Genomic DNA, 13,624 nt, shown 5'->3' on the forward strand with positions numbered 1-13,624 from the left:
TCGCCACAGCAAGCCCCCTCACCACAGCAAGCTCCCTCGCCACAGCAAGCCCCCTCGCCACAAAAGCCCCCTCGCCACAGGGTTATCTGTCGGTCTCAGTGGTTCACGGTGTAAGCCAACATCATCGACAACTGGCACATCGGCCGGCCACTCTCGGCGTGCCACTGGTTGAACGCGCCCTGCACCGTGGCCAGGTCCCGCAGGCTGGTGGGCACCTTGTCGACAATCTTCTGTGCATTCAGCGCCGCCACCACGTCATAGCTGGGCACGAACGTGTCCTTGCCCACCATCCGCAGAAAACGCGGCGCCGACAACCCGCCCAACTGATGGCCGTGCTTGCTCAGGTACTTCCACAAGCCGACGATATCGGTCACCGGCCAGTCAGCGATCAACGCACCGAAGCTGCCCTTTTCCTTCTCGATATCCAGAATCATCTGCGCGTTGCGCGGCACGCTCTTGAGTTTGCCCAGGTGGCGAATGATGCGGGTGTCCTGCATCAGCCGCTCCAGGTGCTCGGCGCCCATCAGCACGACTTTTTCCGGGTCGAACCCAAAGAACACCTGCTCGAACGCCGGCCACTTGGCGTCCACCACGCTGTGTTTCAGGCCAGCGCGGAATACCCGCAGCGACAGGGTCGACAGGTAGCGATCATCACTGATCTTGCGCAGTTTCGCCGGGGTCAGGGGCACAGGCAGATGGGCTTCCAGCTCGGCCGCCGAACCAAACCGGTTCAGACAATATTCGTGCAGCCACTTGTAATCGCGCATGCCCTCTCCTAAGGATTGAAATGAAAACGGCGCCCAGGAGCGCCGTCTGTCAGAGCGGTGAAAGCGCTCAGAGGTTCACTACGTTGACGAAGCGCGACGCCGCGGTTTCGTCGATACGCAGGCTGGTGAAGTCGAACAGGTTACGGTCGGCCAACTGCGAGGGCTGCACGTTCTGCAAGCTGCGAAAGATGCTGTCGACGCGGCCCGGGGTCTTGCGGTCCCACTCCTGGAGCATCTCCTTGACCACCTGGCGTTGCAGATTTTCCTGGGAGCCGCAGAGGTTGCACGGGATGATCGGGAATTGCTTGAGGTCGGAGTACGCCTGGATGTCCCGCTCATGGCAGTACGCCAGAGGGCGAATCACCACATTGCGCCCGTCGTCGGCCCGCAGCTTGGGCGGCATGGCCTTGAGGCTGCCGTTGAAGAACATGTTCAGAAAGAAGGTTTCGACGATGTCATCGCGGTGGTGACCCAGGGCCATCTTGGTCGCGCCGATTTCGTCGGCGAAGGTGTAGAGCGTGCCACGGCGCAGGCGCGAGCACAGCGAGCAGGTGGTCTTGCCTTCCGGGACCAGCTCCTTGACCACCGAGTAGGTGTCCTTCTCGACGATGTGGTACTCGACCCCCAGTTCCTTGAGGTAGGCCGGCAGCACATGCTCGGGAAACCCCGGCTGCTTCTGGTCCATGTTCACGGCGACGATCTCGAACTTGATCGGTGCAACCTTTTGCAGGTGCATCAGCACGTCGAGCAGGGTGTAGCTGTCTTTGCCGCCGGACAGGCAGACCATGACCTTGTCGCCCTCTTCGATCATGTTGAAATCGGCGACTGCCTCACCGGCCTGGCGACGCAGGCGTTTTTGCAGTTTGTTCTGGTTGACCGTAAGAGTGCCCATGGCGCTTGGATCCGCGAAAGGTGTGTGACGAAAAGCCGGGTATTTTACCGGGATGGACGACCGAGTTCCAATGTGGGCTTGTGTGGGAGCGGGCTTGCTCGCGAAAGCGGCCTGTCAGTCAATATGTGTGTGACTGACCCACCGCCTTCGCGAGCATGCCCGCTCCCCCAATTGACTGCATTCCAATCAACAGACCCCGCCGCGATTAAGCCCAATGTTTACAGCGCAATTTGCTCTAAAGCCCTACGGTTTTTCCGGTCATCACTTCCTATACTGCGACATAAGGTCGCACATATATCCAGACCTTTCAGGCCAATTGGCCCGTGGGCGCTCCACTGGGGGGCGATGGTAATAACGACAGGAGTGACTGGCATGATCCATCACGTCGTGGGACTTTTCACCCACCCCGATCAGGAATGGCGGGAAATCCGTGGCGATAAAGAAGAAAGCATCAGCCACATGTACCTCACCCATACGCTGATTCTCGCAGCGATCCCCGCGGTATCAGCCTTTATCGGCACCACTCAGGTGGGCTGGGTCATCGGCAGCCGCGCACCGGTGATGCTGACGGTGGAAAGCGCGTTGTGGATGACCCTCATGTCCTACGCGGCGATGCTCGGCGGCGTGGCGGTGATGGGCGCGTTCATTCACTGGATGGCCCGCACCTATGACGCCAACCCCAGCATGGCCCGTTGCGTGGCGTTTGCCACCTACACCGCGACCCCCCTGTTTATCGGCGGGCTGGCGGCGTTGTACCCGCATATGTGGCTGGGCATGGTCGTCGGCACGGCCGCGATTTGCTACACGGTGTACCTGCTGTATGTAGGACTGCCGACCTTCATGAACATCAACCCGGACGAGGGTTTTCTGTTTTCCAGCTCGGTGCTGGCGGTAGGCCTGGTGGTGCTGGTGGCGATCATGGCGTTTACCGTGATCGTCTGGGGGCTGGGCGTAGGCCCGATCTACACCAACTGACGCGGTTCAACCCGCAGGAAAAGCCACCGCAAGGTGGCTTTGTGCGTTATGCATGACCATTCGGCGCCTGACAGATTCGGATACACCCTGGTTTGCGGCATACTGGGCATCTCTGGAGATATGTACAGCATGCCCGAGCAACTCAATACCCGCGTCGAAGATTGTTTCCTGCAAGCCGAATCCTTTTTCAAACGAAGCTTCAAACGCCCCCAGGTCAGCCTCAAGCTGCGGGGCCAGAAGGCCGGTGTCGCGCATTTGCACGAGAACCTGCTGCGCTTCAACCCGCAGCTGTACCGTGAAAACAGCCAACACTTCCTTAAACAGACGGTCGCCCATGAAGTGGCGCACCTGATTGCCCACCAATTGTTCGGCGAGCGCATCCAGCCCCATGGCGAGGAATGGCAGTTGATCATGCGTGGGGTTTACGAACTGCCGCCCGATCGCTGCCACACCTATGAAATCCAGCGGCGACGGGTGACGCGGTATATCTATCGCTGCCCGTGTGCCGACAGCGACTTCCCGTTTTCGTCCCAGCGTCACGGGCTGGTGAGCCAGGGGCGGCGGTATTTGTGCAGGCGGTGCCGGCAGACCCTGGTGTTTACCGGGGAAACCAGGGTGGAATAAGGGCCTCATCGCAGGCAAGCCAGCTCCCACATTGGAATGCATTTCAACTGTGGGAGCTGGCTTGCCTGCGATAGCGTCAGCCCAGGCGCTACTGAATCACCTTGGCACGCCGCAGATCGTCTATCTGCTGAGCACTGAAGCCCAACTCCGCCAACACCTCTTCGCTGTGAGCGCCCAATGCCGCTCCGATGTGCCTGGCCGCCGGCAAGCCTTCGGAAAACTTCAACGGACAGGCTATCTGCGCCTGTGCGGAACCATCGCCCCGCGGCACTTGGCTGATCAGCTCCCGGGCCTTCAGCTGTGGGTGTTCAACGGCCTCGCTCAGGCTCAATACCGGTTCGACACACGCATCAATCCCGGCAAACAGCTCACACAACTGATCAAAGCTGCGTTTCTCGAACTCGACCTGCAACGCCAGCTTGAGGGCTTTCTGTTGCTCGGGCTTGGGCGACAAACCCTGCGCGGCCAACTCCGGCCGCCCGAGCGCCGTACACAACGGCTGCATAAAAGCCGGCTCCAGGCTGCCCACCGAGAACCAGCGCCCGTCCCGTGACCGATAATAGTCATAGAAACTGCCGCCATTGAGCACCTGGTTCTCCCACGCCGGCTCCACGCCACACGCCAGGTAACCCGCGCCGGCCATGGCATTCAGGCTGAAGGCGCAATCGGTCATGCTCACGTCCAGGTGTTGACCCACCCCGCTGTGCTGCCGGGCAATCACTGCCGCGAGCAAGCCGATCACCGCGTGCAACGAGCCGCCGCCCACGTCCGCCAACTGCACGCCCAGGGGCAACGGGCCGCTGTCCTGACGCCCGGTGTAGCTGGCGATACCGGCCAGGGCCAGGTAGTTGATGTCATGGCCGGCGCGGTCCTTGTAGGGGCCGGTTTGGCCGTAGCCGGTGATGGAGACGTAGATCAGCTTCGGGTTGATTGCCTTCAAGGCCTCGTAGCCCAGGCCCAGACGCTCCATCACCCCGGGGCGAAATTGCTCCAGCACGATGTCGTAGTCCGCCACCAACTGCCCCACGATCGCCACGGCCTCGGCCTGCTTGAGGTCCAGGGCCAGGCTGCGTTTGTTGCGGTTCAGGTAGGCGTGGCTGGCGGACACGCCGTGGTCATGGGGCGGCAACACCCGCAGCAGGTCCATGCGCGTGGGGGATTCGATGCGCAGCACCTCCGCGCCCATGTCGGCCAGCAGCAACGAGGCAAACGGCCCCGGCAGCAAGGTGGAGAAATCCAGTACTTTGAGGGACGCCAAGGGGCCTGACATGAAGACTCCGATTCCGGTTCGATAGCTCACAGAGTAGGCAAGCCTGACCATCAGCGGCAATCACCTAAACCATCATCCGCAGTGACCGATGTTTCCAGGAGGCCTAACGCGAGACGCAGAGCCTCAGTGGCGGCATTCCCACGCAGAGGGTGGGAACGATCGAACAGGCATAAAAAAACCCATCCGAAGATGGGTTTTTTACACGCGGTGCAGCCTTACTTGACGGCGGTTGGGGTCGGGCCTTCGGCCACACCCAGGTCGTCTTCTTCACGGGTCTCGGAGATACCGCGGCCACCGGAAGCCAGTTCGACTTGCAGCTTGTCTTCGTCCAGTTCCTTGACCCACTTGGCCACAACCAGGGTCGCAACGGCGTTGCCTACCAGGTTGGTCAGTGCGCGGGCTTCGGACATGAAGCGGTCGATACCCAGGATCAGCGCCAGGCCGGCAACCGGCAGGTGGCCAACAGCCGACAGGGTCGCGGCCAGTACGATGAAGCCCGAACCGGTTACGCCAGCCGCGCCCTTGGAGGACAGCAGCAGTACCAGCAACAGGGTGATCTGGTGGGTGATGTCCATGTGGGTGTCAGTCGCCTGGGCGATGAACACGGCAGCCATGGTCAGGTAGATCGAAGTACCGTCCAGGTTGAAGGAGTAGCCAGTCGGGATAACCAGACCCACTACCGACTTCTTGGCGCCCAGGCGTTCCATCTTGATCAGCATGCGTGGCAGTGCGGATTCGGACGAGGAAGTACCCAGTACGATCAGCAGCTCTTCACGGATGTAGCGGATCAGTTTCAGCACGCTGAAGCCGTGTGCGCGGCAGATGGCGCCCAGCACCAGCACCACGAACAGGATGCAGGTGATGTAGAAGCAGATCATCAGCTGGCCCAACTGCACCAGCGAACCGACACCGTAGGCACCGATGGTGAACGCCATGGCGCCCAGGGCACCGAGTGGCGCGAGCTTCATGATCATGTTGATGATGTTGAACATCACGTGGGCGAAGCGATCGATGAAGTCCAGCACCGGCTTGCCGTAGGCACCCAGGCGATGCAGGGCGAAACCGAAGATCACCGAGAACATCAGCACTTGCAGGATGTCACCGGTGGCGAACGCGCCAACGATGGTGTTCGGGATCACGTTCAGCAGGAAGCCAACGATGCTCTGGTCTGCACCGGCGGTCACATAGGCTGCGACTTTCGAAGCGTCCAGGGTAGCCACGTCGATGTGCATGCCGGCGCCCGGTTGCACAACGTTGACCACGATCAGACCGATCAGCAGGGCGATGGTAGAGACGACTTCGAAGTACAGCAGCGCGTAGCCGCCGGTTTTGCCGACCGATTTCATGCTTTGCATGCCAGCGATGCCGCTGACAACGGTGCAGAAGATGATCGGGGCGATGACCATTTTGATCAGCTTGATAAAGCCGTCACCCAGTGGCTTGAGGGCCACGCCGGTCTGCGGGTAGAAGTGGCCGAGCAAAATACCGATAACGATTGCAACGATCACCTGGAAATACAGGGATTTGTACAGTGGCTGACGAGTCGTCATTGCAAAGTTCCTCAATCGTCCCGTGTGGCAAATATCCGCCATTGCCCACGACACTTGAATTGCGAACCCTCCTGCACTGGAGGGATTTGTTGTTTGAGAGCCTGCTCAAGGCCGGTCTCCCTGCGCTCTGTATCGCAAGCGGCGTGCCACTTTTGCCGAAAACCGCTGAAGGCCTTTAGACATCGGCGCTCGGGGGATTTTCAGTTTCAGACAGCGCCCATAGACAGTGGCGGGTTTCCGCCTACACGCCTGATCTCGTCCTACAATTTGGCGGATATCCGCCTTGTTGCCCCCGCGCAGGATGGCTAACATCCGCCATTCAATGGACGAGGCCCCTCATGCGTGAACGTACCATCGCCAGTCACTACGCCCGGGCCGCCCTCGGCGGTGCACGCCGGGCGGGCGTCGACTACTCGGGCCTGCTGCAGCACGTGGGCATTACCCCGGAACTCCTGAGCGAACCCCGCGCCCGCATCGCCCCGGAGCAATTCACCCGGCTGCTGCAGATGCTGTGGCTGGAACTGGATGACGAATACCTGGGTTTCGCCGAAGGCCCGAGCAAGCGCGGCACGTTCGCCATGATGTGCCACGCGCTGATTCATTGCCGCACCCTAGAGAAGGCTCTCGAACGCGGCTTATTATTTTATAGCCTATTCCCGCAAGGTCCGCGTTGGCGTCTGACGCGCGAAGGGGAAATGGCCCGCTTGAGCCTGGACGACTCCCAGCTCTGGGACCCGGATCACTTTCTCAGTGAATGCCTGCTGGTGATCTGGCATCGCCTCGGCAGTTGGCTGATCGGCCAGCGTATCCGCCTGGACCAGGCCACGTTCAGCTACCCGATGCCGCCCCACGCCACTGAGTACGACTTGCTGTTCCCCTGCCCGCAGGTGTTTTCGGCGCCCACCAGCAGCCTGGTGTTTCCCAGCCGCTACCTGAGCCTGCCGCTGTTGCAGGACGAACGCACCCTCAAGCATTTCCTCGAGCGCTCACCCGCCGACCTGTTGTCACGTCCGGATGAAGGCGACAGTTTAAGCAGCCAACTGCGGCGTTTATTAAGCCGTGATCGCACGCCCTGGCCCGACCTGGAAGCCGTCGCCCAGCACCTGCACATCAGCCCGCAGACCCTGCGTCGGCATTTGCGGGAAGAAGGCACCAGCTTTCAGGCGCTCAAGGATGAGTTGCGCCGGGACATTGCGATTTATCACTTGGGACGGGCGGATTTGTCGTTACAGGAGATCGCCGAGCAGTTGGGATTTTCCGAACCGTCGGCGTTTCATCGGGCGTTCAAGAAGTGGACCGGGTTGACGCCGGGGGCCTATAGAGCACAAGAGAGTTAGATAAGCGTTGCCAGTACCCGCCTCATCGCGGGCAAGCCCGGCTCCCACAGTTTGATTTGTGGACACAGTCACAATGTGGGAGCTGGCTTGCCTGCGATGAGGCCGGTGCAGCCATAAAGATCACACGGCCGGAAAGTGAATCTTGAACGCCGCACCACCCAGCGGTGAATCCCCCAGGGTCAGCCGCGCACCGTAGCTTTCAATAATGTCCTTGACCACCGCCAAGCCAATCCCCTGCCCCGGGTGCTGGCGGTCCAACCGCTCACCCCGTTGCAGGATGCGCGCACGCTGGTCCGGCGGCACGCCGGGGCCGTCGTCTTCAATACACAGTTCGGTGCCTTCCAGGCTTTCCTGCACGCTGATGCGCACTTCGCTCAGGCACAAACGGTAGGCGTTTTCCAACAGGTTGCCGAGCAGTTCCAGCAAGGCGCCCTTCTCGATCGGCACGTCGCACGCCTCCGGCAAATCGAAAGCCACCTTCACGCCCTTGTCGCGATAGACCTTGTCCAACGTGTCGCACAGGCTTTGCAACACCGGCTCCAACCGCACCTGGTGGCGCACCAGGCCGCTTTTACGCAGGCTGGCGCGTTGCAACTGGTAGCTGATCTGCTGGCTCATGCGCTCGATCTGGGATTGCAGCACCCAGGCCTGGTCCCGGTCTTCGGGGCGTTGGGCCATGTCTTCGCTCACGCCCTGAAGTACCGCCAACGGGGTTTTCAGGCTGTGGGCCAGGTCGTCCAGGGAATCGCGGTAACGGGTACGTTGCTCACGCTCGCTGTGGAGCAGGCGGTTGAGGGAGCCGGTCAGGCGCAGCAATTCGCGGGGGTGTTGCTCACTGAGGCTTTCCCGGGTGCCGCCCTCGATTTCATCCAGTTCCTGGCTCAGCCGGCGCAAGGCCTGCAGGCCCCAGGTCAGGCCCAGCCACAACAGGGTCAGCAACACCAGCAAGGCGGCGCCAAAGCCCAAGTAGAGGTTTTCCCGCAGGCCTTCGAGGGTCAGTTGGTATTCACGCACCGGTTGCAAGGCGACGATACTGAACGCCGCACTCTTGCCGCCCAGCAGCTTGACCTCGACGTCATAGACAAAGAATTCCTGGCCGTTGGCCTCGCGGATCCGCGCAAACTCGTTGCCGCGCCCGTCGTAGCGCGGTTTGTAGTTGATGTTCTCTTCCTGGGTGGCGCGGGAACGCCAGACCAAATGGCCTTCACGGTCATAGATGTAGCCCAGCAGGCGGCTGTCGGTGAGGTTGAAGCGCTCATCGGGCAGCTGCGCGGGCATCAGCAGGCGATTGTTTTCAACCCGGGCAGCCGAAATCAGCGTCGTGACATCCGACGCCAGGCGCTGCTCGATGGAGTCCTGCAGGGCCAGGCTGAAGGCGCCCTGCATGGCCGGCAACAAGGCCAGCATAAACAGCACGGCCAGGGTGGTGGCCGCGAGCATCAACCGCACACGTAACGAGCGAATCAACGGCAGCGCTCATTGAACAGGTAGCCCAAGCCACGCACGGTATCGATCGGTTTGAAACCCGCCGGGCCTTCCAGCTTGCGGCGCAGGCGGCCCACCAGCACTTCGATGACGTTTGGATCGCGCTCGTCGTCATCGGGGTAGAGCTGCTCCATCAGGCGGTCCTTGGCGACCACTTGCTGATGGTGGCGCATCAGGTATTCGAGGATGCGGTATTCGTAGGCGGTCAGCGCCAGTGGCTGTTCGTCGAGGGACGCCTGCTTGCGATTGAGGTCCAGCAACAGGGGCCCGGCGACGATGGTGGATTGGGTAAAACCGCTGGAGCGGCGCAGCAGTGCGTTCATCCGCGCTTCCAGCTCTTCGAACTGGAACGGCTTGACCACGTAGTCATCGGCACCGGCGGCCAGGCCTTCGACCTTGTCCTGCCAGTTGCCGCGGGCGGTCAGGATCAGGATCGGGAATGTCTTGGCCTGGGCGCGCAGTTGGCGGATCAGGTCCAGGCCACCCATGCCGGGCAGGCCCAGGTCGATGATCGCCAGGTCGTGGTTGAATTGCCCGGTCTGGTACAGCGCCTCTTCAGCGTTGGCGACGGCCTCGACCACGTGACCGCTGTCGGTCAGGCGGGTCAACAGGTGATGACGCAGCAACGCCTCATCTTCGACAACCAGCAATTTCATAACGCTCTCCACGGCAAATCAACTTTCCAACTGGGGTATATCATAGCGGCCTTGCAGGTCTTGCTGGCGCAATTTACTGCCGTTGAACTGACCTGACAGGTTTTCGTTGCCCACGCGGTAATCCGGCTGCGGGGTGTGCTGGCCCAGGGATTCACCCCAGGGCGCCGCGTGTTCGCCGGCGTCCTCGAAGCTCACGCGCTGAATAAGACTGTAGGGCTTTTTGCTCTTCTCTTTAGAGAAACCCGCGAAACTCGCATCAGAGGCCTGGACGCCAGCAGTGGCGCTGAGCATGGTTAACGCCAACATCAGCTTCTTGATCGCAGTCATGGTCTACCTCATACGCTTTGGCTTTGGGTACCGGGCCAGACTACGCAGACGCCCCTGAACTCCCCCTGAACACTCTCTGAACCTGGGCTGAACCGAGGCCGGCTACTGTGTAAAGAGTTATTTACGTATCCCCGGCCGCAGGCTATCCAGCGGCCCTCCAACTCGGCAAAATACCCGGCATGAATTCCCTACCCGCCTGCTGCACCCCACTTGATGCCCATTGGCCGTTGCCCGTTGCCCTGCCCGGCACGGTCTTGCTGAGCACCCGTTTTGACCCGGCCCTGCTGGCCATCGGTGACTTCCAGCGCAGCGCTGTGCCACCGCCCGCGAGCATCCAGCGTTCAGTAGCCAAGCGCCAGGCGGAGTTTCTGGCCGGTCGCCTGTGCGCCCGCGCCGCCTTGCAACAGTTGGATGGGCTGGATTGCGTGCCGGCGATTGGCGAGGACCGCGCGCCGGTCTGGCCCGCCCATATCAGCGGTTCGATCACCCACAGCACCGGCCACGCAGCGGCCATCGTCGCCCACAAGGCTCAGTGGCGCGGGCTGGGGATGGACCTGGAAAACCTGCTGAGCCTGGAGCGGGCGGAACGCCTGGCCGGGGAAATCCTCACGCCCGATGAATTGCAGCGCATGGCGGCCGGCCCGCGGGAACAGGTTGCGCAGCTGGTGACGTTGACGTTTTCAGCGAAGGAGAGCCTGTTCAAGGCGCTCTACCCGATCGTGCAGAAGCGCTTCTACTTTGAGCATGCCGAGTTGCTGGAATGGTCGGATACCGGCCATGCGCGGCTGAGGTTGCTGACGGACTTGTCCGCAGAGTGGTGCCATGGCAAGGAGCTGGAGGCGCAATTTGTGGTGGATGAAGGGCAGTTGTTGAGCCTGGTGGCCATCCAAGCCTGATTGATCTCTGTGGCGAGGGGGCTTGTCCCCCGTTGGGCTGCGTAGCGGCCCCAAAAAAGCGGGAGCGCTACGCACTCCAACGGGGGACAAGCCCCCTCGCCACAGGACAAGCCCCCTCACCACAATGAATCAGGTTTTCTCTTGGTCTCGTGGCCAACTCAGGCTGAAACACGCCCCTCCAAGGTTGTTGCTCTTGCCGATCAACGCCCGGCCGCCGTGCCAATGGATGATCCGCCGCACAATAGACAACCCCAACCCGTGCCCGCCCGAGGCCCGGGTGCGGCTGTCGTCCAGGCGCAGGAACGGGGTGAAGATCCGCTCCCAGGCACTTTCCGGCACGCCCGGCCCGTCGTCTTCCACGTCGATGCGGCAGCGCACCTGGCCCACCTGGTAACTGATCAGCACGTGGCCCTGGGCATGACGCATGGCGTTGCTCACCAGGTTTTGCAGGGCGCGGTGCAGGTAACGCGGCTCGGCCTCCACCCAGGCATCATCCCAGTGGGCCGATGACAGGCAGATACCCCGGGCCACGTTGATTTCCGGGCGCAACGGCGAGAGTTCATCAATCACCTGATCGAGCAAGGCGCTGAGGTCGACCCGCTGGAAATTCAGGGCCGGCGAGCCTTGTTCCAACCGCGCATAGGTGAGCATTTCGTCCACCAGGCCGTCGAGGTCCTGGATATCGCTGTCCATGCCTTCCATGTACTTGCGCCGCGCCTCAGGCGTGGCCGCATCACCGATCATTTCCAGGCCAAACCGCAGGCGCGCCACCGGGGTGCGCAGTTCGTGGGACACCGCGCGCACCAGTTCACGCTGGATCGCCAACAGCCGTTGCAGGTGTTCGGCCATGCCGTTAAAGGCGGCGGCCAGGCGCCCCACCGAATCCGCACCCCGGGCCGGCACCCGCACTTCCAGGCTGCCTTTGGCGATGCGCGTGGCGGCGGCTTCCAGGCCACTGAGGCGCCGCTCCAACTGGCGCACCAATAGATAGACGATCAAACCGATCAGGGTCAGGCTGATCAGCGCGATCAGGATCAGCCATTGCGCCGGGTATGGGTTCATCTGGTACAGCGGGCCGATTTCCAGGACCCAGGGCGTGCCGACCATGCCGGCAAATACGCGGATCGAATCGCCACCCTTGCCCAGGGCCATCACGGTATCGCCCTCGGAGACGCGGCGGCGCTGGTCTTCATCCATATCCGCCTGTTCAAGCATCAGCAGGTGCATCTCGAAACCAAATCCTTTGGCCTCTTTCAGGTCGGCGAGTTTCTGCGGTTGCTCGGCCACCGGGAAACGCACCAGTTCATCGGCCAGCAGGTAAATCGTTGCGCGGGCCAGTTGCTCGCTGATTTGCTGCACTTCGCCGGTGAGCACCAGCTGTTCCTGGTCACTGACCAGTCGCAGCACCCTGGCCGCATGGGGGCCGGTCTGCTCCACCAGCACCTGGCCACGTTGCAGGCGCGTGCGCTGGCTCAGGTCCAGGTGGGCCTCGGCCACCGTCTGCAATTCCAGTGGGATGCCCAGCAAGCGTTCCCACACCGCCAGCGCACGGCGGCGCTCGATGGCACTCATGGGTTGCAGGTTGTCGCCCATCAGCGCGAAGGTGCCGTGGGCCAGGCGCTCGCGGTATTGGCCGCTGCGCACTTCATTGAGCAGGTGCAACGCCAGCACGCCGAGCAGCGCCACCAGGATCAGCGCCGCGCACATGCCGCCGTAGATGCGCAGGAAGATTGAGTTCACGGCGTAAGGTCAGCGGCGGCTTCGGGGACGAACAAATAGCCTTTGCTGCGGATGGTCTTGATCAACCGCGGGTGGATCGGGTCGTCGCCGATTTTCGGGCGGATGCGCGAAATGCGCACGTCGATGGAACGGTCCTGGCCGTCATAGCCAATGCCGCGCAAGGCGGTGAAGATCTCTTCCCGGGACAGGATCCGCCCGGCATTCGCCACCAGCAGCCACAGCAGGTCGAACTCGGCGCTGGTCAGTTCGATACCGCCTTCGTGCAGCCAGGCTTCACGCAGGGCGTTGTCCACCACCAACGGGCCGAATTGCAGGCGTCGCAGTTTTTCGGGGATGGCCGGCTCGACGCTTTCGCTGCGCCGCAGCAGGGCCTGGATCCGCGCCAGCAGCAGGCGCGGGCGCACGGGTTTGCACACGTAGTCGTCGGCGCCCATGTCCAGGCCCAGCACCTGGTCCATGTCGTCGGTGCGCGCGGTCAACATCAGGATGACCCCGTCATAGTGCTCGCGCACCTTGCGGCAGATGCTCAGGCCGTCTTCGCCGGGCAACATCAGGTCGAGGATCACCAGGTCTGGCTGTTCGGCGATGATCCGCGCCGCCGCCAGGGCGCCGTTGCCTTCCACCGAGACCCGCAGGCCGTTGCTCTCCAGGTAGTCACGGGTCAACTCAGCCAGTCGTTCGTCGTCCTCGACAATCAATACCTGCCAGGCTTCATGCTCCATGCGCTACCTCGGTTCTCAATTATTGTAGGAGCGGGCTTGCCCGAGAAAACTCAAGGGCGCCGCGTTTATTCAGGTTTCCAGCGTTTTCGTTGACGTCTTTCGCGGGCAAGCCCGCTCCTGCAGTTGTCATTTAGGTGAGGCATAAACGCTAGGAATAACGGCCGATTGTAGCAACGGGCCAGGCCTGTAGTACACGCGCGCAAATGCGTTCGGACATCGTGTTTTTTTGTGATAGGGTTCGCGCCCGCAAAAATTCGACCGGATGTTTTTAGCTTGGAATATTCGGTGACAAACGGCGCAATGCAGCAGTACTGCGGCCTACACGGCTGTTCCACGTTTCATACACATTTTACCCACAGCGTTATCCACAGGTAGTGCGTTGC

Annotated in this window: 13 protein-coding genes; 4 read left to right on the top strand and 9 right to left on the bottom strand. The window is 61.7% G+C overall.

All coding sequences use genetic code 11. The features are described 5' to 3' along the window. Positions 1 to 95: 95 nt before the first annotated feature. Positions 96 to 767: a DNA-3-methyladenine glycosylase I gene (locus HX855_RS13990; RefSeq protein ID WP_063027900.1), complete on the bottom strand. Its 672-nt coding sequence runs from the start codon at positions 765 to 767 to the stop codon at positions 96 to 98. A 67-nt stretch (positions 768 to 834) separates the two neighbouring features. After that, positions 835 to 1,659, bottom strand: a complete 825-nt coding sequence (ttcA, locus tag HX855_RS13995; RefSeq protein ID WP_177083754.1) for a tRNA 2-thiocytidine(32) synthetase TtcA — start codon at positions 1,657 to 1,659, stop codon at positions 835 to 837. 372 nt (positions 1,660 to 2,031) lie between these two features. Between ttcA and HX855_RS14000 the strand changes: the two genes are divergently transcribed. Then, positions 2,032 to 2,634, top strand: a complete 603-nt coding sequence (locus HX855_RS14000) for a Yip1 family protein (RefSeq protein ID WP_177083752.1) — start codon at positions 2,032 to 2,034, stop codon at positions 2,632 to 2,634. Positions 2,635 to 2,763: 129 nt separating this feature from the next. Continuing rightward, entirely contained in the window at positions 2,764 to 3,258 is a 495-nt protein-coding gene (locus tag HX855_RS14005) for a SprT family zinc-dependent metalloprotease (RefSeq protein WP_177083750.1), read from the top strand. Positions 3,259 to 3,346: 88 nt separating this feature from the next. Here the strand turns inward: HX855_RS14005 and HX855_RS14010 are convergent, their stop codons facing one another. After that, entirely contained in the window at positions 3,347 to 4,528 is a 1,182-nt protein-coding gene (locus tag HX855_RS14010; RefSeq protein ID WP_177083749.1) for a CaiB/BaiF CoA-transferase family protein, read from the bottom strand. A 215-nt stretch (positions 4,529 to 4,743) separates the two neighbouring features. Further along, positions 4,744 to 6,078: a dicarboxylate/amino acid:cation symporter gene (locus HX855_RS14015; RefSeq protein ID WP_177083748.1), complete on the bottom strand. Its 1,335-nt coding sequence runs from the start codon at positions 6,076 to 6,078 to the stop codon at positions 4,744 to 4,746. Positions 6,079 to 6,416: 338 nt separating this feature from the next. On the opposite strand from HX855_RS14015, the gene HX855_RS14020 reads away from it, so the two are divergent. Next, complete coding sequence (locus HX855_RS14020) at positions 6,417 to 7,415, top strand: AraC family transcriptional regulator (RefSeq protein WP_177083747.1); 999 nt, start codon at positions 6,417 to 6,419, stop codon at positions 7,413 to 7,415. Positions 7,416 to 7,535: 120 nt separating this feature from the next. On the opposite strand, the gene HX855_RS14025 is transcribed toward HX855_RS14020, so the two are convergent. From HX855_RS14025 to HX855_RS14035, 3 genes are read right to left on the bottom strand one after another with little or no spacing between them, the layout of a single operon-like run. Next, entirely contained in the window at positions 7,536 to 8,882 is a 1,347-nt protein-coding gene (locus HX855_RS14025) for an ATP-binding protein (RefSeq protein WP_177083746.1), read from the bottom strand. Continuing rightward, the gene (locus tag HX855_RS14030; protein ID WP_003214228.1) at positions 8,879 to 9,556 is read right to left on the bottom strand and encodes a response regulator transcription factor; all 678 of its coding nucleotides are present in this window, start codon (positions 9,554 to 9,556) and stop codon (positions 8,879 to 8,881) included. Before HX855_RS14030 ends, HX855_RS14025 begins: the two co-directional genes overlap by 4 nt. 18 nt (positions 9,557 to 9,574) lie before the next feature. Then, on the bottom strand, positions 9,575 to 9,883 hold the full coding sequence (locus tag HX855_RS14035; protein WP_177083745.1) for a hypothetical protein: 309 nt from the start codon (positions 9,881 to 9,883) through the stop codon (positions 9,575 to 9,577). Positions 9,884 to 10,062: 179 nt separating this feature from the next. On the opposite strand from HX855_RS14035, the gene HX855_RS14040 reads away from it, so the two are divergent. Further along, on the top strand, positions 10,063 to 10,779 hold the full coding sequence (locus HX855_RS14040) for a 4'-phosphopantetheinyl transferase (RefSeq protein WP_177083738.1): 717 nt from the start codon (positions 10,063 to 10,065) through the stop codon (positions 10,777 to 10,779). Positions 10,780 to 10,908: 129 nt separating this feature from the next. Here HX855_RS14040 and HX855_RS14045 read toward each other — a convergent pair whose 3' ends face one another. Both HX855_RS14045 and HX855_RS14050 read right to left on the bottom strand, forming a co-directional pair. Continuing rightward, entirely contained in the window at positions 10,909 to 12,519 is a 1,611-nt protein-coding gene (locus HX855_RS14045; RefSeq protein WP_177083736.1) for an ATP-binding protein, read from the bottom strand. After that, positions 12,516 to 13,241, bottom strand: a complete 726-nt coding sequence (locus HX855_RS14050; protein WP_177083734.1) for a response regulator — start codon at positions 13,239 to 13,241, stop codon at positions 12,516 to 12,518. Before HX855_RS14050 ends, HX855_RS14045 begins: the two co-directional genes overlap by 4 nt. Positions 13,242 to 13,624: the final 383 nt, after the last annotated feature.

Origin of the sequence: Pseudomonas sp. IPO3778, from assembly GCF_013386825.1 — a bacterium.
Taxonomy (GTDB): domain Bacteria; phylum Pseudomonadota; class Gammaproteobacteria; order Pseudomonadales; family Pseudomonadaceae; genus Aquipseudomonas.